The sequence below is a fragment of the Pseudomonas sp. P4_B4 genome, from assembly GCF_056402255.1.
On the sequence record NZ_JBFUHS010000007.1, the window covers coordinates 96,452 to 118,818 of the forward strand.

Consider the following 22,367-nt stretch of genomic DNA (forward strand, 5'->3'; position numbering starts at 1 on the left):
GTTCAGCTTTCCCAACCGGCTTGATAGAGCTTGCCGTGAGCTTTATCCAGTGCGGCGCGCACAGCGGGTGAGTGCTGGTAGATGTCGACGAACTTGATCAGGCGCGGGTCGGTTTTGCTCTTGGGCTGGATCACGAACTGAATCACGTACTCCTTATGATCGAGGCCGTCGAACAGCAGCGCGGAGCCCGCATCGAAGGTTTTCGACAAGCGAATGTAAGCCGGATAGCCCTGCACCAGATCGGCATCGTCATAGGCGCGTACCAGTTGCACGGCTTCGACCTGGAGGATCTTGATGTGCTTCGGGTTGGCGATGATGTCTTCTTCGGTGGCCTTGTAGCCGACGCCGGGCTTGAGGGTGATCAGACCGGCCTTGGCCAGCAACTGCAAGCCACGACCGCTGTTGATCGGATCGTTGGCGATGGCCACGCTGGCGCCTTGCGGCAGTTCGTCGAAGCTTTTGTATTTCTTCGAGTAGAGGCCGACGTTGTTGATGATGCCCGGTGCGAACGGCACCAGATCGAAACCGGATGCTGCCTTGGCGTTTTCCAGGAACGGGATGTGCTGGAAGTAGTTCACGTCGATGTCGCCGGCTGCGAGGCTGACGTTCGGCGCGATCCAGTCGGTGAACTCCACCAGCTCGACTTTCAGGCCTTGTTTGGAGGCTTCTTCGACGGCTGCTTCAAGGGGAATGGCGAAAGCGGCGGTGGTGCCGATTTTCAGTGGGGCGTCGGCGGCGAAGGTCACCGAGCTGAACAGGCCGAGGGCCAGGGCCAGTGCTTTGACTGGGTGGGAGAGGTAGTTCTTTTTCATGATGAGTTATCCAGTCAGTGCATTAATTTTTTGGTGTCTGGTGGGGCCTCTTCGCGAGCAAGCCCGCTCCCACATTTGGAATGCATTCCCCTGTGGGAGCGGGCTTGCTCGCGAAGCTTTTAGCGGCGGTAAGCCGAACCGGTATGTTGCTCAGGCAAATGCGCCTCCCGCTGAAACAGCTTTTCGCGCATGGTGCCGCTGTCGTACGCCGTCTTGTACGAGCCCCGCCGTTGCAACTCGGGAATCACCAGCTCGATGAAATCCTCATAGCTTTCCGGTGTGACGATGCGGGTCAGGTTGAAACCATCGAGACCGGTTTCGGCGATCCAGGATTCCAGTTCATCAGCCACTTGCTGCGGTGAGCCGACTACGGTGATGTAACGCCCGCCGAGGGCGTGTTGTTCCAGCAGTTTGCGTCGGGTCCAGTCGTTGTTTTGCAGGTGTTTGGTGGCGGACTGGATCGCGTTGCTCTTCACGTACTGGATCGGCTCGTCGATTTCATATTGGGAAAAATCGATCCCGGTGGACGCCGAGAAGTGCGCCACGCCGGCCTCGGCACTGGCGTAGCTCAGGTATTCGGCGTGCTTGGCCCAGGCCAGCTCTTCGGTGGCGTCAACGATCACGTTCAGCCCCATGAACACCTTGATGTCCTCGGGATTGCGCCCGGCTTCGACGGCGCTGGCGCGCACCTTGTCCACCTGCACCTTGGTCGATGCCTTGGTCTGGCCGCTGATGAACACGCACTCGGCATGTCGCCCGGCGAACAGCAAACCGCGATCCGAACTGCCGGCCTGGAACAGCACCGGCGTGCGTTGCGGCGAGGGTTCACAGAGGTGATAACCCTCGACCTGATAGAACTCGCCCTTGTGCTGGACCTTGTGCACTTTGTCTGGCTGCACGTAGATCCGTTGCCGTGGATCGTTGAGCACAGCGCCGTTTTCCCAACTGCCTTCCAGGAGTTTGTAGAGCACCTCCAGGTACTCATCGGCCTGGTCATAGCGACGGTCATGCTCGACCTGTTCGCTCAGGCCCATGGCCTTGGCGGCGCTGTCCAGGTAGCCGGTGACGATGTTCCAGCCGACCCGCCCACGGCTCAGGTGATCCAGCGTCGACAGGCGGCGGGCGAACAGATACGGCGCTTCGTAGGTGAGGTTGGCGGTCAGGCCGAAACCGAGGTTTTTCGTCACCGCCGCCATCGCTGAAACCAGCAACAGCGGGTCATTGACCGGCAACTGGATCGACTCTTTCAGCGGTACGTCCACCGAGTTCTGGTAGACGTCGTAGACCCCGACGATGTCGGCGATGAACAGACCGTCGAACAGCCCGCGCTCTAGCAGTTGCGCCAGTTCGGTCCAGTATTCGAGGGTGTTGTATTGGGTGGATGTGTCGCGCGGGTGCGTCCACAAACCGTGGTTGATGTGCCCGATGCAATTCATGTTGAAGGCATTGAGCAGAATTTTCTTCTTGGCCATCAGATGGTCCCCCGCAGCGGCGGGTTTTCATCGTTGAGGTAGTAATTGCCGACGGCGTGGTACTTCCAGCGCACCGGGTCGTGCAGGGTGTGCACCCGGGCGTTGCGCCAGTGGCGGTCGAGGCCGTGTTCGATCAAGGTCGCCTGGCTGCCGGCCAGTTCGAACAGCGTGCTGCCGGCGGCCAGGGAAATTTCGGTGCTGAGGGCACGGGCTTCGGCGACGGCAATCGACGCAGCCGCGACGGTCTGTGCATGGGTGTCGGCCTGGGCCTGGTCGAGGTATTCACCGGCACGCTCCAGCAGTGCCTCGGTGGCATGCAGGCGAATGCTCAGGTGGCCGAAGCTCTTGAGGGTCAGTGGATCGTCCGTGGCTTTTTCGTGGGTGGCGTCGATCCACGGCCGGGTTTTGGTACGCACGAAGTGCAGCGCATCTTCATACGCGGCGCGGGCGATGCCGGTGTCGATGGCGGCATGGAGAATCTGCGCCAGCGGGCCGACCGGAGTCGGGCGCTCGAAAGCGCTTTGAAAGGGGATGACATCTTCGGCGGCGACGTAGACATCTTCGAACACCACCGAACCGCTGCCGGTGGTGCGCTGGCCGAAGCCGCTCCAGTCGTCGATCACGCTCAGGCCCTTGCTGTTGCGCGGGACGAACGCCAGTTGCTGCACGCCGTTTTCATCCACCACCGAGGTGGGAATGCGCTGGGCGTAGATCGCGCCCGTGGCGTAGAACTTGCGACCATTGATGCGATAGCCGCAGCCGTCGCGAGTCAGGCTGGTGACGCGATCGTGTGCGGTTTTGGTGCCGAGTTCGGCCAACGCATTGCCGAAGCGCTGGCCGGCCAAAACCTCGGCATACAGGCGTCTCTTCTGCTCGTGGCTGCCGTTCACCCGCAGTACTTCGAGGGCGTAGAAATGGTTCTGCGGGATCTGCCCCAGGGAGCCGTCGGCCCGGGCGATAAAGGCGATGACCTTGGCCAGGGTGACGTTGGAAACACCGGCGCCGCCGTATTCCTTTGGCACGCTGATGCCCCACAGGCCCGAGCGGGAGAACACCTCCAGTTCCGGGTGTGGCAAACGGCGCTCGCGGTCGCGTGTGGCGCTGTCGCGTTTGAAGTCTTCGGCAAGGTCGCTGGCGACGATCAGGGCTTGTTCATCGCTGGTGATGACCGCGACGTGGTGAGAACGTGTCATATGTTTCTCCAGATGTCTGGTCGTCAGATCCAGGAATGGCGATTAGGCAGCGTGCCGTTGAGGCGATAGGCGCCGACCGCGTGATACTTCCAGCGCACCGGATCGTGCAGGGTGTGCACCCGGGCGTTGCGCCAGTGGCGGTCGAGGTTGAATTCGGCGAGGGTCGCGCGGCTGCCGGCCAGTTCGAGCAGCTTTTCGCTGGCCAGCAACGAAATCTCGGTGGTCAGTACTTTGGCTTCGGCCACGGCAATCGAGGCGCGGGCGGCGGACTCGGCGGTGAAGGGTGCGGCACTGACGTCATCGAGCACTTGCCCGGCCTTGCGCAGCAGCGCTTCGGCGGCGTGCAATTCGATTTTCAACTTGCCGATATCGGCGATCACGTAGAGGTCATCGCTGGCCCGTTCGACCTTGGCGTCGATCCACGGCCGGGCGCGGGTTTTCACGAAGTCGATGGCGTCGTCGATGGCGCCTCGGGCGATACCGGCGTCGATGGCCGCTTGAATCAGCTGCGAGACGGCACCCTGGATGTTCGGCGTGTCGTTGATCCGCCAGTTATCCACCACCAGTTCGGGATCGGCCTGCACGTTGTTGAGCAAAATCGTGCCGCTGGCGGTGGTGCGCTGACCAAAACCGGACCAGTCATCGACGATGCGCAATCCCGGTGTGCCGCGCCGGATAAACGCCAGCACTTGTTTGCCGTCATCGTTCAGCACTTTGACCGCGACCCAATGGGCGAACAGTGCGCCAGTGGAATAGAACTTCTGGCCGTTGAGGACGCCGTCAGCGGTGATGCGAGCCTTCAGTTCCAGGGTGTTTTTGGTGCCGCGTTCCGGTCCGGCATTGCCGATGCGCCAGCCATCCAGGACGCTTTTGAACAGCAGATTTTTCTGTGCTTCGGTGGCGCTGCCGAGTACCAGGTTCAGAATGCCGAACTGGTTTTGCGGGATCTGCCCAAGCGCCGGGTCGGCCGCGGAAATAATCGCGAAAACCTCGGCCAGGGTAACGAACGAAACCTGCGGGCCACCGTACTCGCGGGGAATGAAAATGCTGCCCAGGCCGCTGCGGGTGAACTGTTCGATTTCCGCCCACGGCAGCTTGCGCTGCCGGTCACGTTTGGCCGCATGCAGACGGGCGACTTGCGCCAGTTCGTGGGCCGCCTTGATGGCTTGAGCGTCATTGCGCAAGACTTTTGCGGGCAACAACAGCGGGGCGATGTCCAGGTCACTCTGGACGATTGCATCTGCCAGACTAGACATCAGTGCCGCTCCTTGGCTGCACGCAATGCCCTGGCGATCTGCACTGGGGTGATTGTGTTCCGGACCATACCTACCTCACATCTTATGGAAGCGCCGCTTGTGGCCGCGCATGAAAACAAGGATGTCCGGTGGTCCGGTGTATATACCCTAAACGTGTATAAATATTTTATGAACTAACTTTTAGGAATATACATAGAAGGGTGTTCTCGGGGGTGGCGCAATCCCTGTGGCAAGCCCCTTCGCCACAGGGGTTGTGATCATTTTTCGCGGGGTTCAGCAGCCTTGAGGGGCTGCTTCTTCGGGACTTTCAGATAGGTATTTGCACAACCAATCTTCAGCGTACGGGCCGGCGCCCAGCGGGAGTTGTTGCCCACCCGGTCGAGAATGCAGTACGTCACTTCCAGCCGCAGATCTTCGCCGGCTTCGAGGATGATGGCCGGCGGTATCCAGACCTGAATCGGTTGACCCACATCGGCGGACTTGAGCCGTGGCAGATCCATGCGCACATCGCCCCAGCGCAGGGTGATTTCGTCGTCGACGGCCATGTTCAGGTACGGCTCGATGGTCAAGGGCACACCGCGTTTGACCTGGCTCGGATTGACCCCCTGACGGCGAATCGCCTCGGGAATGCTCACCGGTGCCAGGCACTGGTTTTCATCGCCGCACAGCGCGGAGGGTTGGCCGCCAGGGCAGTCGAGTTTGATCTGCACGTTTCGACTGGCCGAAACCACCGGGTCTCGACCAATCTGCATGACCCGGTAGTAAATGCGCGAAGTACCGTTGGCGACAAAACTTTCAGGCACGCGCAACTGCACCGATCGATCGACATCGCTGGCCGTCAGCACGCGGGAGGCCACGTAGCAGTTGTCCCAGAACAGTTCGATCAGGTCGCCTTCGTCCATGGCGGGGTAGGGCGCTACCTCGATCAGCAAGTGAGCCGCACAAGTGACGTTGATGCCGGTCTTGTTGGATTGCGCCAGGGTCGGGGCCACAAGCCCGGATTTGTTCGAGGTGCTTTTCATGAAGTCTCCTTGAGGTCTTGCAACGAAGTCCGTTTCTGGAATATCAAAAAACTAATAGTCGAACAGAAAACCGTTCATTACTTTGAGTTTAAATAATGATTGAAGCGTGATGAGTATCGCTGGCTGGAGACTAGATAAGAGCCAGGAAGATCAGGTGTCAATAAGATTTGTTAGTTGTGGGTGGTGTGTGGTGCTATTCAGAAAGTTCCTACGATCACAAGTAAGTAAACCACGCCGTTGCGTCGAATTTATCTGCTGAAATCGGGGGGATATGGGCGGGTTTGTGCAAGTCACAAGCACTGTCTTGCGATGGGTGATCTGATTGGATTAGAGCTTTTTAATTGTGGAGATGCATATGTATGTGCCGCGTGCGCGCACAAGATATGCATCTCGAATAGATAAGTTTAGTTTGATGTTAATGACGCGTATTTCGAGGGGGTAGGTAACTTCCATCCGTGGAAGATTACCGTTGTTGCGCAGGATTATTAGTTGTGAGCGTTATTCAGGAACTTGCTCAGGAACTGTTTGGTTCGTTCTTCTTTCGGGTTGGCAAACAACGCCTTCGCTTCGCCTTGCTCGACGATCACACCCTTGTCGAAAAACACCACACGGTTGGCCACGTCCCGGGCAAAGCCCATTTCGTGGGTGACGATCACCATGGTGCGCTTCTCTTCGGCCAGGCCGCGGATGGTTGCCAATACCTCGCCCACCAGTTCCGGGTCGAGGGCCGAGGTCGGCTCATCGAACAGGATCACTTCCGGCTCCATCGCCAGCGCCCGGGCAATCGCCACGCGCTGTTGCTGGCCACCGGAGAGGCGACGCGGGTAAGCGTCCTCCTTGCCCGCCAGACCGACCTTGGCCAACAGTTTTTTACCCAGGGCAACGGCTTCGGCATGTGGGGTCTTCTTGACCACGATCGGGCCTTCGATGACGTTTTCCAGGGCGGTGCGATGGGGGAACAGGTTGAAGTTCTGGAACACGAAACCTACGTGCTGGCGCAAACGCCGCACCAGGCTCTGCTGCTGGTTCAGGGGACGGCTGGTATCGACTTCGATATCGCCGACCTTGATCCGGCCGCTGGTGGGTTCTTCCAGAAAATTCAGGCAGCGCAGGAAGGTGGTCTTGCCCGAACCGCTAGGGCCGATGATCGCGACCACCTCGCCTTCCTTTACCTCAAGATCGATGCCGTTGAGCACGACTTGACCCTTGAACTGCTTTGTCAGTTTTTCCACGACAATCATCGGGTCAGGACTCCTGGTCGTGCCGATTGACCCGCGCTTCCAGCTGGTTCTGCAGGTGCGAAAGCACCGTGGCCAGGACCCAGTAGATCAGTGCGGCGGCAAGATACATGGTGAAGATTTCGAAGGTGCGGGCGGTGATCAGCTGTGCCTGACGGAACAGTTCCGGCACCTGGATGGTAGCGGCCAGCGCGGTGTCCTTGACCAGCGAAATGAAGCTGTTGCCCAGCGGCGGCAATGCGGTACGCATCGCCTGCGGCAGGATGGCCCGGCGCAGGGTTTGCGCGCGGGTCATGCCGATACTGGCAGCCGCTTCCCACTGGCCGCGCTCGATGGAGCTGATCGCGGCACGCAGGATTTCACAGGCGTAGGCGGCCATGTTCAGCGAGAAGCCGATCAGGGCCGCCGGCAGCGGATCCAGTTCCAGACCCAATTGCGGCAAGCCGTAGTAGATCACGAACAGTTGCACCAGCAACGGCGTGCCGCGAAAGAACGACACGTAGATGCGGGCGATCCAGCTCACCAGTTTGAAGCGCGACAGGCGCATCAGCGCCAGGCCGAACCCCATCACCAGGCCGAAGAACATCCCGCCCAGGCTGAGAATGACCGTGTAATACGCGCCCTTGAGCAGAAAGGGCGCGGAGTCCAGTGCGAGTTGGAAAGCTTCTCCCATTATTGAGTGACGTCAGCGTTGAAGTATTTTTCCGAGAGCTTTTTCAGGGTGCCGTCGGCGCGCAGCTTATCGATTGCCTTGTTCACCGCGGCCAGCAGTTCAGGCTCGCCTTTACGCAGGGCGATGCCGGCTTCCTGACGGGAGAACGCATCACCGGCGGCGGTGGTGTCCTTGGCCTTCTTGGCGTATTCGAGCGCGGCCAGGCGGTCGATCAGAATGGCGTCAATACGGCCGACACGCAGGTCCTGGAACTTGGTCGGATCATCTTCGTAGGTGCGGATGTCAGCGGTCGGCACATTAGCCTTCACCCACTCTTCGTAGTTGGTGCCCAGGCCTACGCCGACTTTCTTGCCAGACAGGTCAGCGGCGGACTTGATGTTCAGCTCGGCGGCCTTCTTCGTCAGCACCAGCGCCTGAATCCCGGAAACGGTGTATGGCTCGGAGAAGTCATACTTCTTCTTGCGCTCTTCGGAGATGGTCACCTGGTTGATCACTGCGTCCAGACGCTTGGATTCCAGGGCCGCGAGGATGCCGTCCCATTTGGTCGGTTGCAGCTTGACTTTCACGCCCAACTCTTTGGCCAGGGCTTCAGAGAACTCGACTTCGAAGCCGGTCAGTTTGCCGTCGGCGTCGACGAAACTGAACGGTGGGTAAGTGCCTTCCAGGCCAACGTTGATCACGCCGGCGTCTTTGATTTTTTGCAGTTGCTCACCGGCAACCGCCTGGCCAATCAGGCCGGCGCTCAGTGCCAGGCCCAGCGAGCCCACCAGCAGATTGCGACGTAATGCGGAAAAATTCATGACAAGCCCCTGTGTTTTCTTATGGAAGACGCTTTAGGAAAGTTGGCAAATTCGGGATTTGGACGACTGCGATATCCTGCCCTAATGCAGCTTATGCGTCTCGCTGCAAATTCGCCTGCGGCGTGACTATAAGATGATGCCTTTAGATAGGAAAATAATAAATATACTATTTGTTATTCTTATATTGAATATGTCTCGATCCATTTGTGGCGAGGGAGCTTGCTCCCGCTCGGTTGCGCAGCAGCCGTAAAAACCTGCCATTGCGATTTAACTGAAATACCGCATCGCAGGTTTTAGGGGCGCTTCGCACCCCAGCGGGAGCAAGCTCCCTCGCCACAGGCAAGCTCTCCTGCCACGCAAGCGCGTCAACCCGTCAGATAATCCTTATAGGCAAACAAAGCCGGCGCCCCGCCGGTGTGCAGGAAGATAATCGGACCCTCGTCGAAACGCTGACGGCCGATCCCGTCCAGCAAGCCCGCCATGGCCTTGCCAGTGTAGACCGGGTCCAGCAGCAAGCCTTCCTGACTCGCCAGCAGCTTCACCGCCGCCAGTGTGCCGGCATTCGGCTCGCCATAACGCGGGGCGAAATACTCATCCCACAGCTCGACCTTGAAAGCCTCCGGCAGATTCACGCCCAGCAACTCGGCGGTGCGTTCGGCCAGGCCTTGAACCTTTGGCCGCTGATCTTCATCGCTGCGCGAAACCGTCACGCCGATCACTGGCAGATCCGGCAGCGCTTCACTCAAGGCCAGTGCCAGGCCGCTGTGGGTGCCGGCGCTGCCCGAGGCCAGGACCACGGCGGCGAAAGTCAGGCCGGTGTCCTTGATCTGCTCGGCCAGTTCCAGCCCGGCGCGCACGTAGCCCAAGGCGCCCAGCGCATTGGAACCACCGATCGGCACCAGGTACGGCTTCTTGCCGTTGCTGCGCAGTCGGTTGGCCAGGGCTTGCAGTTGCTCGTCGGCGTTGTCGAGGTTTTCCACCAGTTCGACCTTGGCATCGAACAGGTCGAGCAGCAGCCGGTTGCCGTTGCCGGTGTAATTGCTGTCGTCAGTGCCGAGAGGGTTTTCCAGAAGGGCTACACAGCCCAGACCCAACTTGGCGGCAATGGCGGCTGTCTGGCGCACATGGTTCGATTGCAGTGCGCCCGCCGTGATCAAGGTGTCGGCGCCCTGGGCCAAGGCATCGGCGGCCAGGTATTCGAGTTTGCGCAGCTTGTTGCCGCCCATTGCCAGCGGCGTCAGATCATCGCGCTTGACGTACAGGTCGCGGCCCAGCCAGGTCGACAGGCGTTCGAGTTTTTCCAGGGCGGTGGGCTGACCGAGCAGGTCGAGGCGGTTAAAGCGGGCGAGCTGTTGTTTGATCATGAGTCCGTACTGGCGGTTGAAGATCTCAGGACTATAGGCACGCCAAAAAGTTGGGGCAACCGCCAATCGCTTATAGCCAATCGAACTGAGCACAGCACTATTGGTTCTTAATTTGCCTCGCGACCCTTGCCGTAAAGTAATCGCGGTCAGTGCGGCCAGACAGTCCGGCCGCCCGTGAGGAGTTTTTTACCGTGAGTGAGCGTTCCAGCCATTGGCAATTGCAGACCATCGTCAGCCAGCTGCGCACGGCACGTGAACAGTGGCGAGCACAAAACGGCCGGGCCAGCGGCGAGCAGGGCGGACGCGAATTGCCGTCCCGCGCAGCCATGGCGGACATTCTTGAAGCCCTGTGCGGTGCGTTGTTCCCTATGCGCCTGGGGCCGGTGGATTTGCGTGAAGAGAGCGAAGACTTCTACGTCGGCCACACCCTGGATGTGGCGCTGAATGCGCTGTTGGCCCAGGCACGGCTCGAATTGCGCTACGCCGCGCGCCACAGTGCCCAGGCCGAGACTGAAGTCGAAGCCCGGACCATCCAGATCATTCAGGACTTCGCCCTCGCTTTGCCCGGGTTGCGCAGCCTGTTGGACACCGACGTATTGGCCGCCTATCACGGCGACCCGGCGGCCCGCAGTGTCGATGAAGTGTTGTTGTGCTATCCGGGGATTCTGGCGGTGATTCACCATCGTCTGGCCCACCATTTGTATCGCGCCGGGTTGCCGCTGCTGGCGCGGATCAGCGCGGAAATCGCTCACTCGGCCACCGGCATCGACATTCACCCCGGTGCGCAGATCGGCCGCAGTTTCTTCATCGACCACGGGACGGGTGTGGTGATTGGCGAAACCGCGATCATCGGCGAGCGTGTACGGATTTATCAGGCCGTGACCTTGGGGGCCAAGCGCTTCCCGGCGGACGAAGACGGTCAACTGCAGAAAGGCCAGCCTCGGCATCCGATTGTCGAGGATGACGTAGTGATTTATGCCGGGGCGACGATTCTCGGGCGGATCACCATCGGCCAGGGCTCGACCATTGGCGGCAACGTCTGGCTGACCCGTAGCGTGCCGGCGGGCAGCAACCTGACCCAGGCGAATCTGCAGCATGATGATGGGGCGCAGAAGTAGTCTCCTGAATCTTCGCTGACTGTTCTGGCCTCTTCGCGAGCAGGCTCGCTCCCACAATGGATCTCTGGTGCACACAACGTTGTGGCCAACCAAGAACCCTGTGGGAGCGAGCCTGCTCGCGAAGCTTTTAAATCCTACTTACTTCCTCCCTTGAGCTAGCGTAAGAACACCACCGCCGAGCCCTGCGATTAGTCCTTAGCCCCCTATCCATGTTTAACTTGAACGTTCATTCAAGTTAAACCGGCGGTTCGCTGCCCGCTCACAACAGGAGGCTTGCCTTTGCTGAGTCCGATTTCTACAGCCACGTTTTACCCCTTCGAGGTGCACCGAACATGAGTGCATCGTCCATCCCTCCAAGCGGCCTGATCCGCATGAATCCGCCGGTGTTCTGGTTCTCGGCGAGTTTCATCCTGTTGTTTGGTGTCGTTGTCATCGCCATGCCCGAGCAGGCCGGTGCCTGGTTGCTGGCGGCGCAAAACTGGGCGGCCAATACGGTCGGCTGGTATTACCTGCTGGCGATGACCCTGTATCTGGTCTTCGTGGTGGTCACCGCCTTATCCGGCTACGGCAAGATCAAGCTCGGTGCCGACCACGACGAACCCGAATTCAGTTATTTGTCCTGGGCCGGCATGCTGTTCGCCGCCGGGATCAGCATCACCCTGTTTTTCTTCTGCGTGTCCGAGCCGCTGACCCACATGCTGCAACCGCCCCAGGGTGAGGCCGGTACGGCGGATGCGGCGCGTCAGGCGATGCAGATTCTGTTTCTGCACTGGGGCCTGCATGGCTGGGGCGTGTTCGCCTTTGTCGGCATGGCGCTGGCCTACTTCGCCTACCGGCATAACTTGCCACTGGCCCTGCGCTCGGCGCTGTACCCGCTGATCGGCAAGCGCATCAATGGCCCCATCGGCTACGCGGTGGATGGCTTCGGCATCATCGCCACGGTGTTCGGCCTCGGTGCCGATATGGGCTTCGGTGTGTTGCACCTCAACTCGGGCCTGGACTACCTGTTCGGCATCGCCCACACCCAATGGATTCAGGTCGGCCTGATCACCTTGATGATGGGGGCTGCGATCATCGTTGCGGTCTCCGGCGTCGACAAGGGCGTGCGGGTCATGTCCGACATCAACATGCTGCTGGCCTGCGCGCTGCTGCTGTTCGTATTGTTCGCCGGCCCCACGCAGCACTTGCTCAACACCCTGATCCAGAACCTCGGCGACTACCTCGGCGCCTTGCCGATGAAGAGTTTCGACCTCTACGCCTACGACAAACCCAGCGACTGGCTGGGGGGCTGGACGGTGTTCTACTGGGCCTGGTGGATTGCATGGTCGCCGTTCGTGGGCTTGTTCATCGCACGGATTTCCCGTGGTCGCACCATTCGCGAGTTCGTCTTCGGCGTGCTGTTGATTCCGCTCGGCTTCACCCTGGCGTGGATGTCGATCTTCGGTAACAGCGCCATCGATCAAGTACTCAACCATGGCATGAGCGCGCTCGGCATGTCGGCCATCGACAATCCGTCGATGACGCTCTACCTGCTGCTGGAAACCTACCCGTGGAGCAAAACCGTCATTGCGGTCACGGTGTTCATCAGCTTCGTGTTCTTCGTCACCTCCGCCGACTCCGGCACCGTGGTGCTGTCGACGCTGTCCGCCAAGGGCGGCAACCCGGATGAAGACGGGCCGAAATGGCTGCGAGTGTTCTGGGGCGCGATGACCGCATTGGTGACCAGCGCGCTGCTGTTTTCCGGCAGCATCGATGCGTTGAAGTCGGCGGTGGTCCTGACCTCGCTGCCGTTCTCGCTAATCTTGCTGTTGATGATGTGGGGGCTGCACAAGGCGTTTTATCTGGAATCGCAGAAGCAGATTGCGCAGATGCATTCCTTGGCACCGGTGTCGGGTTCACGGCGGGGCGGTTGGCGTCAGCGTTTGAGTCAGGCGGTGCATTTCCCGTCGCGGGATGAGGTCTATCGCTTCCTCGATACGACGGTGCGCCCGGCGATTGAAGAAGTGTCTGCCGTGTTCATCGAAAAGGGTTTGCACGTAGCGACACACCCGGACCCGGCCAATGACAGCGTCAGCCTGGAAATCGGCCACGGCGACCAGCATCCGTTCGTGTATCAGGTGCAGATGCGCGGCTATTTCACGCCGTCGTTTGCCCGTGGCGGCATGGGTTCCAAGCAACTCAACAATCGCCGCTACTACCGGGCCGAAGTGCATTTGAGCGAGGGCAGTCAGGATTACGATCTGGTGGGCTACACCAAGGAGCAGATCATCAACGACATCCTCGACCAGTACGAACGGCACATGCAGTTCCTGCATCTGGTGCGTTGATCAGACCCTCACGTCTCGGTGGTCAACACCATGAACAATACCAGCGCCGCCACCGGGACACCGAACACGGCGCTACCGACCACCAGTTCGGTGCTCAACGGCTGGCCGGCATGCACTATGCCGACTGCGCCATTGATCAGCGTCAGCGCCAGCCACAGCACGATAAAACTGTAGGCCAGGGTTTGGCGGGTGAAGCCGATGTTCTCGCCGATGTAGACCATCAGCGCCAGGAGGATCAGGCCGAAGGTGATGATGATGGTGGTGTGCATGGTGTGTGCTTCCCATGGATTTTTTTGCCTGACAAACCGCTATCGCGGTGTCTGTCTGAGCATAGTTAAACCAACCCACCATTGACCCGCAAAATCTGCCCATTGACCCACGTCGAATCCGGCCCGGCGAGGAAGGACACGACACGGGCAATGTCTTCTGGCTGAGCCAGGCGTTCCAGTGGCGCCATCCTGGCGAAGGTCTGGATCTGTTCTTCGCTCTTGCCGTGCAGGAACAAGTCGGTGGCCACGGGGCCCGGGGCTACGGCGTTGACGGTGATGTTGCGGCCGCGCATTTCCTTGGCGAACACCTGGGTCAGGGATTCCACTGCCGCTTTGCTGGCGATGTACACCGCGTAGCCCGGCAGATTCATGCCGACGGTGCTGCTGGAGAAGTTGATGATCCGGCCACCGCTGTTCAGGCGAGTTGCCGCTTCACGCAGGGTATTGAAGGTACCGCGAGCGTGGATGTTGAAGTTCTGCTCGAACAGTTCGTCGCTGTGTTGCGCCAGTGGCAGCACCTTGAGGATGCCGGCGTTGTTCACCAAAACATCGACCTTGCCGAACTGGGTTTCAACCTCGTCGAACATCCGGCGCACGTCGTCGGCATTGGCCACATCGGCCTTGATCGCTATGGCCTGGTGGCCGGCCTGACGCAACTCCACCACCCGTTTCGAGGCTTCGGTGGCGCTGCTGGCGTAGTTGATGGCAACGGCGAAACCTTCGCTGGCCAATTGTTTGGCGATGACCGCGCCGATGCCGCGGGAGGCGCCGGTCACGATGGCAACTTTCAGAGTTTGATGAGCCATGTTGGTGTTCCTGTTGATGGGGTGTGAAGCCAATTTCACATGTTTACTCAGGTCGATAAATGCACGAGAGTTGCCTTGACTGTTCAATAATCGCCAACAATTGAATGCCTGGAGTGAGCTGTGGACCAAGTCAAAGCGATGAAGGTTTTTGTGCGGATCTACGAGCGCAGCAGCTTCACGTTGGCGGCCGATGACCTGAACCTGCCACGCGCGACGCTGACCCACACCTTGAATCAGTTCGAGGCCTGGCTGGGTACGCGTTTGTTGGAGCGCAGCACGCGTAAAGTGCGTCCGACGCTGGATGGCGAGGCCTACTACCTGCGTTGCGTGCAACTGCTGGCAGAGCTGGAAGAAGCGGAATTGGCGTTTCGCGGCGTGGCACCGAAGGGGCGGTTGCGGGTGGACTTGCACGGGACATTGGCCAAGCACTTCGTGGTCCCGGCATTGCCGCAATTCATGGCGCGTTATCCCGACATCGAACTGTCCATCAGCGAGGCTGACCGCCAGGTCGACCTGATCACCGAAGGTATCGATTGCGTGTTGCGGGCAGGAACATTGGGTGACTCCACGCTGATCGGCAAGCGTGTCGCCAACCTGCGTCAGATCACCTGCGCCAGCCCCGCCTATTTGCGCAAATACGGCGAACCGAAAAGCCTCGCCGACCTGAGTCAGCACCGGGCGGTGAACTACGTTTCGCGCACGACGGCCAAGTTGTTCCCGTTTGAATTCATGGTGGACGGTGAACTCAAGGAAGTGGCCATCGACGGTGCGATCTCGGTGTTCGGCGCAGAAATCTACGCCGCCTCGGCGATTGCCGGCCTGGGCCTGATCCAGTGCCCGCATTACCGGATGGAAACGCAAATTGCCCAAGGGTTGATCAAGGAAATCCTCACCGACACCCCACCGCCATCAATGCCGGTTTCAGTGCTGTACCCGCACAACCGACACATGTCGCCCAGGGTCCGGGTGTTTGTGGATTGGTTGGGGGAGGTGTTTGCGGAGGGCACGGTAGCTTGTCAGCCGGGAAATATATGAAACGTTTCAGCAATTAGTCGAGTCCGGGGTTTTCTGGCGTTTGTCTGAGCGTATGCTGGGCGACTGGCGAAGCAGTCGATACCAGATTCAAGACAGACAAGAGAGGATTCGATGACATACACCGCTGCCGAAAACCGCTACGACTCCATCCCTTACCGCCGCGTGGGCCGCAGTGGCCTGGTGCTGCCGGCGCTGTCGTTGGGCCTGTGGCACAACTTCGGCGACAGCACGCCGATCGATACCCAGCGCGCGTTGTTGCGCACGGCATTCGACCTGGGCATCAACCACTTCGACCTGGCCAACAACTATGGCCCGCCGTACGGCAGCGCCGAGATCAACTTCGGCCGTTTACTGCGTGAAGACTTCAAGCAGTACCGCGACGAGTTGATCATTTCCAGCAAGGCCGGTTGGGACATGTGGCCCGGCCCTTACGGACAGGGCGGCGGTTCGCGCAAGTACGTGCTGGCCAGCCTCGACCAGAGCCTGCAACGCCTGGGCGTGGATTATGTGGACATCTTCTACTCCCACCGTTTCGATCCGGACACCCCGCTGGAAGAGACCGCCAGCGCACTCGCCACAGCGGTGCAGCAGGGCAAGGCGTTGTACATCGGCATCTCTTCGTACTCCGGAGTGAAAACCCGTGAAATGGCGGCGCTGCTCAAGGAGTGGAAAGTCCCGTTGTTGATTCACCAGCCGGCCTACAACCTGCTCAATCGCTGGGTGGAAAAAGACCTGCTGGATACCACCGACGAACTCGGCACCGGCGTGATTGCCTTTACCCCGCTGGCCCAGGGTTTGCTGACCGACAAATACCTCAACGGCGTGCCGTCGGATGCGCGGGTCAACCGTCCGGGCGGTGGTTCGTTGCAGGCGTCGCATTTGTCCGAGGCCAACATTGCCCAGGTGCGGGCACTCAACGAAATCGCCAAGCGTCGTGGCCAGAGCCTGGCGCAACTGGCACTGGCCTGGACCCTGCGTGATCCTCGGGTCACTTCTGCCTTGATTGGCGCGAGCCGGCCGGAGCAGATCATCGAGAATGTCGGGGCGTTGAAGAACCTGAGCTTCAGTGCAGAGGAGCTGGCGGAAATTGACCGGTTTGCCCAGGAGGGCGGAATCAATCTTTGGGAGAAGCCTTCTACTGCGCAATAAGTGATCGGCACTGGATTTCTGGTGCCTGCTCCGGCCTCTTCGCGGGCAAGTCGAATCGTCGCACCGCCGCTCCCACAGGTTCGGCGGTGTTCACAGATTATGTATACGACTCGAACACTGTAGGAGCGGGCTTACCCGCGAAGGGGCCATCAGCGTCACTACAAAAACAGGCGGTTCAGCGAAAAAAAGGCGCATCCCCCAACACCGTCGCCCGCTGCATCACCCGCCGCGCCGGGCGGTAATCGTCCACCGCGTAATGCTGGGTCACGCGGTTGTCCCAGAACGCGATGTCGTCCTGCTGCCAGCGCCAGCGAATGGTGAATTCCGGTCGCGTTGAATGGGCGAACAGGAACTTCAGAATCGCCTCGCTCTCGGTTTCCGACAGCTCGTTGATCTTCGAGGTGAAACCTTCGTTGACGAACAGCGAGCGGCGCCCGCTCACCGGGTGCGTGCGGATCACCGGGTGCGACAGCGGCGGATTCTTGCGCCGTGCTTCTTCCCATTGGGCCAGTGCTTCAGGCGTGTTGCCATAGCGCTCCAGCGGGAACGAACGGGTGAAATCGTGGGTGGCGGTCAGACCTTCGAGCAAGGTTTTCATCGGCGTCGACAGGGCTTCATACGCCGCAATCCCGCTGGCCCACAACGTGTCGCCGCCGAACTCCGGCAGCAGCTTGGCGCTGAGCACCGCACCCATGGCCGGGGTCGGCAGGAAGGTGACGTCGGTGTGCCAGATCGCGTTATCGCGCACGTCGGTGACGGCGGTGTCGAGGATCAGCACTTCGGGTTGCTCCGGCACATTCGGGTAGATCGGGTGAATGTGCAGGTCGCCGAAATTCGCGGCGAATCGCGCCTGTTGTTGTGGCGTGATCGGCTGGTTGCGGAAGAACAGGACTTGATGCTTGAGCAGGGCCTGTTCGATGGTATCGCGCTGCTCCAGGTTCAGCGGCTGGCTGATGTCGATGCCACTGATTTGTGCGCCGAGGGCGGAGCTTAGGGGGACGATGGTCAAGTCACTCATGGTGGTTCTCTTCAATCTGGAGGTGCCAACTGTGGGAGCGAGTATTCAGTGGGCCTGGCCATGCCATGGCACCAGTTTGCGCTGCAGGGCACGCAGGCCCAACTCCATCGCGAAGGCGATCAGTGCAATCACCAGAATCCCCAGTACCACCACATCGGTGACCAAAAACTGCGCGGCCGATTGCACCATGAAGCCCAGACCGCTGGTGGCGGCGATCAATTCGGCGGCGACCAGCGTCGACCAACCCACGCCCAGGCCAATGCGCACACCGGTCAGAATGTCCGGCAAGGCACTCGGCAAGATCACGTGGCGAATCAACTGCACACGCGTCGCGCCCAGCGACTGCGCGGCACGCAATTTGGCCGGGTCGACCGTGCGCACACCGGTGGCGGTGGCGATGGCAATCGGGGCGAAGATCGCCAGGTAGATCAGCAGCACTTTCGACAATTCACCGATGCCGCACCAGATCACGATCAGCGGCAGATAAGCCAACGGTGGAATCGGCCGGTAGAACTCGATCAGCGGGTCAAGCACACCACGGGCGATACGGTTGGCGCCGATGGCGATTCCCACTGGCACGGCAGTGAGAATCGCAAAACCGAGGCCCAGGCCGATGCGGCTCAGACTCGCGCCAAGGTGCTGCCACAGGGTTGAATCCATATAACCCGAGGTCGCCAGCAGCCAGCCTTTTTGCAGCACGGCGGAGGGCGGCGGCAGGAACAGCGGCTCGATCAAGCCGGTCGCCGTCACGGCCCACCAAATAGCAACGAGAACAACCAGCGTCAGCACACTGATCCAGCGAGTGCTCAAACGGCGACTCGCCGGAATCACGGCTGAGCCTGGCGTTATCGCTGCGACGGGAATTTCGTAGCTGCTCATGCGCGCTCCTGCCGCTGGGCGGCACTGCGTTGGGAGAACACTTTGGCGAGTACGTGTTCGCGGGTTTCGATAAAACGCGGGTCGGATTTGATCGAGCGGGCCGACTCACCGGCGGCATAACGCTGACCGAAATCGAGGGGCAGGCGCTCGACGATTTGCCCAGGGTTCGGCGCCAACAGAATCAGGTCGGTGGCGAGGAATACGGCTTCTTCGATGTCATGGGTAATCAGGAACACCGGTTTGGCGGTGCGTTGCCAGACTTGCAGCAACAGCTCCTGCATCTGCTCGCGGGTGAAGGCGTCGAGGGCGCCGAAAGGTTCGTCCATCAGTAACACGCGTGGGTCGGCGGCGAGGGCACGGGCCAGGCCGACACGCTGCTTCTGGCCGCCCGAAAGCTGCCAGATGCGGCGCTGTTCAAAACCGGAAAGGTCGACCAGGGCGAGCATTTCTCTGGCGCGAGCTTCGCGTTTGTCCCGAGCGAAACCGGCCAGTTCCAGGCCGAACCCGACGTTGGCCAGCACGTCTTGCCACGGCAGCAGCGCGTCGTCCTGGAACACCACGCCGCGCTCGGCGCTCGGGCCATTGACTGGCACGCCGTCGAGGGTGATGCGCCCGGCGCTGGGTTCGACGAAACCGGCAATCAGGTTCAATAGCGAAGTTTTGCCACTGCCGGACGGGCCGAGGGCGACCAGCAATTGCCGGGGCCCCAGGCTCAGGGAGATATCCGCCAACACCGGTTCCGGGTTGCCGGGGTACTGTGCGCTGATGCGCTCCAGCTGTAGCAAGGCCATCGCGTTGACTCCCGATCAGTTGGTGATGAACTTGGCGCTGACGTACGGCGCGTAGTCCGGCAGCACGGCCTCGACCTTGCCTTGTTCCTTGAGGAACGCCGCGGTGTCGGTGATGGCTTTGGTGGTCGGCGCGCCGAGGGTGAGCACCTGGTCAGCCGCCAGCGGGTAGACGTTGCCTTGCAGCAGCAGCGGAATGTCGCTGGCCTTGGCGCCAGACAGTTTTACAAGCTTGTCGACGTTGCTCTGGTTGGCGAGCCAGGCTTGCGGGTCTTTGCGGTAATCGGCGTAGGCGTCCAGGGTCACTTTGGCGAACGCGGTGACGATCTCCGGGTGCTTCTCGGCGAAATCCTTGCGCACGATCCAGGCGTCGAAGGTCGGTGCGCCGAACTTGGCCAGCTCGCCGGAGGTGATCAGTACCTTGCCGTTTTCCTTGGCGACACCGAGGGCCGGGTCCCATACGTACGTGGCGTCGATGTCACCGCGTTTCCAGGCGGCAATGATCGCGGGTGGAGCCAGGTTGAGAACGGTGACTTTCGACGGGTCGATGTTCCAGTGCTTCAGCGCGGCGAGCAGGCTGTAGTGGCCGGTGGATACAAACGGCACGGCGATCTTCTTGCCGATCAGGTCTTGCGGGGTCTTGATCCCGGAACCGTCGCGGGCGACCAGGGCTTCGGCGGCACCGATCTGGGTGGCGATGAGGAAGGTTTCCACCGGCACTTTGCGGGTGATGGCAGCGGTCAGGGGACTGGAACCGAGATAGCCGATCTGCACATCGCCGGAGGCGATGGCGGCGATGATATCGGCACCGTTGTCGAATTTGCGCCAGCTGATATCGGCCTTGGTGGCCTTTTCGTAGGCGCCGTCAGCCTGGGCGACTTTCGCCGGGTCAACGGTGGTCTGGTAGGCGACGGTGAAGTCGGCCGCCTGGGCAAAAAAACTCGCGGTAGCCAAGGAAGCGGCCGCCAGCAAGCGTAGAGGGAAAGTCAGTTTCATCAGAAAGCTCCTTGTCAGGCGACCGATTGTCGGCGTGAGAAAGAGACTAAATGATCTAAGAATTAGAAAATAAATAACTTTTTCGAATTAGCTTATGAGGGGAATATTGAGGAGCGACAGCTGAATTGTGGCGAGGGGGCTTGTCGGAGCGCCGAACCGCCCCGTTCGGCTGCGAAGCAGTCGTAATGCAGGCAACTCGGTTTACCCGAAATACTGCGGTGTCGGTCTGATCTGGGACTGCTGCGCAGTCCAGCGGGGGCAAGCCCCCTCGCCACAGGGGACCTGTGTTTGACGGTTAGTTACTGATCGCCAGAATGCTCGCCTGATACGCCCCGACAAACACATCGAAATCACCGACTTCGTTCTGTTCCAGCTCAGCCTGCTGAGCCAGCGACGAACGCGCCCGCTCTTCAAATTTCGTCTGCTCCTCAGCCGGCAACGGCTCGCTGCGGAAGAACTCGGCATGGGCCTGGCTCTGGCGCAGGGAGAACTGGGCGAAGCTTTCCTTGTGTTCGGCCATCGCCGCCAATACCTGGGCCGACGGCGTCAGGGACGGGTCCTGGACCTTGGCCATCTGGGCGTCCAGCGCCTTGCTGTGGGCATCGACGCCATGGCTCTGGTCGAGCATCGTCGCCAGAGGAGCGATTTTTTCCAGCAGCTCGCCGGCCCATTCCTTCAGGTCAACCGGCTGGCCATCCCGTTGCAGTTGCAGGCCTGGGCGACGACCTTCCTTGACCACGCTGAGGAAGTTCGAGGTCGCGTTGCCGCAACTGGTGTTGGTCAGCAGCGGGCTGTCATTGAGCGCGCAGTACAGCAGGAACGCATCGAGGAAGCGCGACTCGGTAAGGTCGATGCCCATTGGCAGGAACGGGTTGATGTCCAGGCAGCGTACTTCGACGTACTGGATGCCACGGGCCACCAGCGCCTGGATAGGGCGCTCGCCGGTGTAGGTCACGCGTTTCGGGCGGATGTTGGAGTAGTACTCGTTTTCGATCTGCAGGATGTTGGTGTTGAGCTGAACCCACTCGCCATCCTGGTGGGTGCCGACTTCGACGTACGGCGCATACGGCGTAGCCACCGCTTTGCGCAGGCTGTCGGTGTAGCTGTTCAGATCGTTGTAGCACGGCGTCAGACCGGCCTGGGCGTTGCTCTGGTAACCCAGGTCGCTCATGCGCAGGCTGGTGGCGTACGGCAGGTACAGGGTATGCGGGTCCAGTTGTTCCAACTGGTGCGAACGACCGCGCAGGAAGCCGGCGTCCAGTGCGGGTGAAGCACCGAACAGGTACATCAGCAGCCAGCTGTAGCGGCGGAAGTTGCGGATCAGCGCGATGTAGGACGACGACTGGAAATCGCGGTCGGTGCCGACAAAGCCTTCGGCCTGCTTGAGCAACGGCCAGAGTTTTTCCGGCAGGGAAAAGTTGTAGTGGATGCCGGCAATGCATTGCATGGTCTTGCCGTAACGCAGGGCCAGGCCCTTGCGGTAGACGTACTTGAGCTGCCCGATATTGGACGTGCCGTAATAGGCGATCGGGATGTTTTCCTCGGCCGGCAACGGGCACGGCATCGATGGGCTCCACAGGTACTCGTTGCCGAGCTTGCTGTAGGCAAAGCGGTGAATGCTGTCCAGGCTCGCCAGCGTATCGGCAGGATCGGGCAGGGCCGGGGTGATGAACTCCAGCAGCGACTCGGAATAGTCGGTGGTGATCTGTTCATTGGTCAGCGCGGAACCCAATTCTTCCGGGTGCGGCGTTTGCGCCAGGCGACCTTCATCGGTCACGCGCAGGCATTCACGTTCGATGCCGTGAAGGCACTGTTCGAGCAGAGAGAGGTTAGCGCGCTCGCCGAGCAGAGCCAGGCGGCGGTTGAGAAGTTCGCTCAAGTTGGATTCCTTCACGCGTCAGTCGCCCCAATATGGGGGTGGGCAAGACGGTCTACAAGGGTGAAGTTAAAACTGGCGTTTTCGCCTGGTTTTGGAACTCGCCGCAATCGATGTGGGAGCGGACCTGTGGTGAGGGGGCTTGTCGGAACGCCGCATCGCCCCGTTGGGCTGCGAAGCAGCCCCAAAACCTCTGATGTTCCAAGATATTGTGAGTGCTACGCACTCAAACGGGGGCAAGCCCCCGCGCCACAGCCGCTCCCACAGGAAACTCCG

Annotated in this window: 20 protein-coding genes; 4 read left to right on the plus strand and 16 right to left on the minus strand. The window is 60.4% G+C overall.

Features of this window, described 5'->3' with window-relative positions:
- Positions 1–2: 2 nt before the first annotated feature.
- The 9 genes from AC1DVE_RS10680 to AC1DVE_RS10720 all read right to left on the minus strand — a co-directional run bounded on the left by AC1DVE_RS10680 (position 3) and on the right by AC1DVE_RS10720 (position 9,830).
- Entirely contained in the window at positions 3–812 is an 810-nt protein-coding gene (locus tag AC1DVE_RS10680; RefSeq protein ID WP_223457320.1) for a MetQ/NlpA family ABC transporter substrate-binding protein, read from the minus strand.
- A 119-nt stretch (positions 813–931) separates the two neighbouring features.
- The gene (locus AC1DVE_RS10685; protein ID WP_223457322.1) at positions 932–2,284 is read right to left on the minus strand and encodes an LLM class flavin-dependent oxidoreductase; all 1,353 of its coding nucleotides are present in this window, start codon (positions 2,282–2,284) and stop codon (positions 932–934) included.
- Positions 2,284–3,477 carry an SfnB family sulfur acquisition oxidoreductase gene (locus AC1DVE_RS10690; RefSeq protein WP_223457323.1) on the minus strand — a complete coding sequence of 398 codons (1,194 nt, stop codon included), beginning with the start codon at positions 3,475–3,477 and terminating at the stop codon, positions 2,284–2,286. Before AC1DVE_RS10690 ends, AC1DVE_RS10685 begins: the two co-directional genes overlap by 1 nt.
- Before the next feature lie 23 nt (positions 3,478–3,500).
- On the minus strand, positions 3,501–4,733 hold the full coding sequence (locus tag AC1DVE_RS10695) for an SfnB family sulfur acquisition oxidoreductase (protein WP_223457325.1): 1,233 nt from the start codon (positions 4,731–4,733) through the stop codon (positions 3,501–3,503).
- Between the two features lie 257 nt (positions 4,734–4,990).
- On the minus strand, positions 4,991–5,755 hold the full coding sequence (locus AC1DVE_RS10700) for a hypothetical protein (protein WP_223457327.1): 765 nt from the start codon (positions 5,753–5,755) through the stop codon (positions 4,991–4,993).
- Between the two features lie 485 nt (positions 5,756–6,240).
- Positions 6,241–6,996 carry an L-cystine ABC transporter ATP-binding protein TcyN gene (tcyN, locus tag AC1DVE_RS10705; protein ID WP_223457335.1) on the minus strand — a complete coding sequence of 252 codons (756 nt, stop codon included), beginning with the start codon at positions 6,994–6,996 and terminating at the stop codon, positions 6,241–6,243.
- A 4-nt stretch (positions 6,997–7,000) separates the two neighbouring features.
- Entirely contained in the window at positions 7,001–7,666 is a 666-nt protein-coding gene (tcyL, locus tag AC1DVE_RS10710) for a cystine ABC transporter permease (protein ID WP_046040764.1), read from the minus strand.
- A complete protein-coding gene (tcyJ, locus tag AC1DVE_RS10715) occupies positions 7,666–8,466 on the minus strand; it encodes a cystine ABC transporter substrate-binding protein (protein ID WP_223457337.1) in 801 nt (266 codons plus the stop codon). Before tcyJ ends, tcyL begins: the two co-directional genes overlap by 1 nt.
- A 365-nt stretch (positions 8,467–8,831) precedes the next feature.
- Complete coding sequence (locus tag AC1DVE_RS10720) at positions 8,832–9,830, minus strand: D-cysteine desulfhydrase (RefSeq protein WP_477783911.1); 999 nt, start codon at positions 9,828–9,830, stop codon at positions 8,832–8,834.
- Between the two features lie 191 nt (positions 9,831–10,021).
- On the opposite strand from AC1DVE_RS10720, the gene epsC reads away from it, so the two are divergent.
- Positions 10,022–10,948: a serine O-acetyltransferase EpsC gene (epsC, locus tag AC1DVE_RS10725; RefSeq protein WP_223457340.1), complete on the plus strand. Its 927-nt coding sequence runs from the start codon at positions 10,022–10,024 to the stop codon at positions 10,946–10,948.
- Between the two features lie 371 nt (positions 10,949–11,319).
- Entirely contained in the window at positions 11,320–13,275 is a 1,956-nt protein-coding gene (betT, locus tag AC1DVE_RS10730) for a choline transporter BetT (RefSeq protein WP_223532864.1), read from the plus strand.
- Between the two features lie 8 nt (positions 13,276–13,283).
- On the opposite strand, the gene AC1DVE_RS10735 is transcribed toward betT, so the two are convergent.
- Entirely contained in the window at positions 13,284–13,544 is a 261-nt protein-coding gene (locus tag AC1DVE_RS10735) for a hypothetical protein (RefSeq protein ID WP_223457342.1), read from the minus strand.
- 65 nt (positions 13,545–13,609) lie between these two features.
- Entirely contained in the window at positions 13,610–14,350 is a 741-nt protein-coding gene (locus AC1DVE_RS10740) for an SDR family oxidoreductase (RefSeq protein WP_223457344.1), read from the minus strand.
- A gap of 120 nt (positions 14,351–14,470) precedes the next feature.
- On the opposite strand from AC1DVE_RS10740, the gene AC1DVE_RS10745 reads away from it, so the two are divergent.
- Together AC1DVE_RS10745 and mgrA are read left to right on the plus strand one after the other, a co-directional pair.
- On the plus strand, positions 14,471–15,385 hold the full coding sequence (locus tag AC1DVE_RS10745) for a LysR family transcriptional regulator (RefSeq protein ID WP_223457346.1): 915 nt from the start codon (positions 14,471–14,473) through the stop codon (positions 15,383–15,385).
- Positions 15,386–15,496: 111 nt separating this feature from the next.
- Positions 15,497–16,534 carry an L-glyceraldehyde 3-phosphate reductase gene (gene mgrA, locus AC1DVE_RS10750; RefSeq protein WP_223532859.1) on the plus strand — a complete coding sequence of 346 codons (1,038 nt, stop codon included), beginning with the start codon at positions 15,497–15,499 and terminating at the stop codon, positions 16,532–16,534.
- 175 nt (positions 16,535–16,709) lie between these two features.
- On the opposite strand, the gene tauD is transcribed toward mgrA, so the two are convergent.
- From tauD to gshA, 5 genes are all read right to left on the minus strand, one after another.
- On the minus strand, positions 16,710–17,552 hold the full coding sequence (gene tauD / locus AC1DVE_RS10755; protein WP_223532857.1) for a taurine dioxygenase: 843 nt from the start codon (positions 17,550–17,552) through the stop codon (positions 16,710–16,712).
- 45 nt (positions 17,553–17,597) lie between these two features.
- Positions 17,598–18,431 carry a taurine ABC transporter permease TauC gene (tauC, locus tag AC1DVE_RS10760; RefSeq protein ID WP_154910735.1) on the minus strand — a complete coding sequence of 278 codons (834 nt, stop codon included), beginning with the start codon at positions 18,429–18,431 and terminating at the stop codon, positions 17,598–17,600.
- Positions 18,428–19,222 (minus strand): taurine ABC transporter ATP-binding subunit, encoded by a 795-nt coding sequence (gene tauB, locus AC1DVE_RS10765; RefSeq protein WP_223457358.1) that lies wholly within the window; start codon positions 19,220–19,222, stop codon positions 18,428–18,430. The genes tauC and tauB overlap by 4 nt, the downstream gene beginning before the upstream one ends.
- A 15-nt stretch (positions 19,223–19,237) precedes the next feature.
- Complete coding sequence (gene tauA, locus AC1DVE_RS10770) at positions 19,238–20,215, minus strand: taurine ABC transporter substrate-binding protein (RefSeq protein WP_223457360.1); 978 nt, start codon at positions 20,213–20,215, stop codon at positions 19,238–19,240.
- A 295-nt stretch (positions 20,216–20,510) separates the two neighbouring features.
- Positions 20,511–22,094, minus strand: coding sequence for a glutamate--cysteine ligase (gshA, locus tag AC1DVE_RS10775; RefSeq protein WP_223457362.1), 1,584 nt, complete (start codon positions 22,092–22,094; stop codon positions 20,511–20,513).
- Positions 22,095–22,367: the final 273 nt, after the last annotated feature.

Coding starts and splice junctions, on each gene's coding strand:
- mgrA (WP_223532859.1), top strand. CDS start 15,497: ATGACATACACCGCTGCCGAAAACCGCTACGACTCCATCCCTTACCGC.
- tauD (WP_223532857.1), bottom strand. CDS start 17,552: ATGAGTGACTTGACCATCGTCCCCCTAAGCTCCGCCCTCGGCGCACAA.
- AC1DVE_RS10700 (WP_223457327.1), bottom strand. CDS start 5,755: ATGAAAAGCACCTCGAACAAATCCGGGCTTGTGGCCCCGACCCTGGCG.
- tauB (WP_223457358.1), bottom strand. CDS start 19,222: ATGGCCTTGCTACAGCTGGAGCGCATCAGCGCACAGTACCCCGGCAAC.
- betT (WP_223532864.1), top strand. CDS start 11,320: ATGAATCCGCCGGTGTTCTGGTTCTCGGCGAGTTTCATCCTGTTGTTT.
- AC1DVE_RS10685 (WP_223457322.1), bottom strand. CDS start 2,284: ATGGCCAAGAAGAAAATTCTGCTCAATGCCTTCAACATGAATTGCATC.
- tcyJ (WP_223457337.1), bottom strand. CDS start 8,466: ATGAATTTTTCCGCATTACGTCGCAATCTGCTGGTGGGCTCGCTGGGC.
- AC1DVE_RS10680 (WP_223457320.1), bottom strand. CDS start 812: ATGAAAAAGAACTACCTCTCCCACCCAGTCAAAGCACTGGCCCTGGCC.
- tcyN (WP_223457335.1), bottom strand. CDS start 6,996: ATGATTGTCGTGGAAAAACTGACAAAGCAGTTCAAGGGTCAAGTCGTG.
- tauC (WP_154910735.1), bottom strand. CDS start 18,431: ATGAGCAGCTACGAAATTCCCGTCGCAGCGATAACGCCAGGCTCAGCC.
- AC1DVE_RS10695 (WP_223457325.1), bottom strand. CDS start 4,733: ATGTCTAGTCTGGCAGATGCAATCGTCCAGAGTGACCTGGACATCGCC.
- tauA (WP_223457360.1), bottom strand. CDS start 20,215: ATGAAACTGACTTTCCCTCTACGCTTGCTGGCGGCCGCTTCCTTGGCT.
- AC1DVE_RS10690 (WP_223457323.1), bottom strand. CDS start 3,477: ATGACACGTTCTCACCACGTCGCGGTCATCACCAGCGATGAACAAGCC.
- AC1DVE_RS10740 (WP_223457344.1), bottom strand. CDS start 14,350: ATGGCTCATCAAACTCTGAAAGTTGCCATCGTGACCGGCGCCTCCCGC.
- tcyL (WP_046040764.1), bottom strand. CDS start 7,666: ATGGGAGAAGCTTTCCAACTCGCACTGGACTCCGCGCCCTTTCTGCTC.
- AC1DVE_RS10735 (WP_223457342.1), bottom strand. CDS start 13,544: ATGCACACCACCATCATCATCACCTTCGGCCTGATCCTCCTGGCGCTG.
- AC1DVE_RS10720 (WP_477783911.1), bottom strand. CDS start 9,830: ATGATCAAACAACAGCTCGCCCGCTTTAACCGCCTCGACCTGCTCGGT.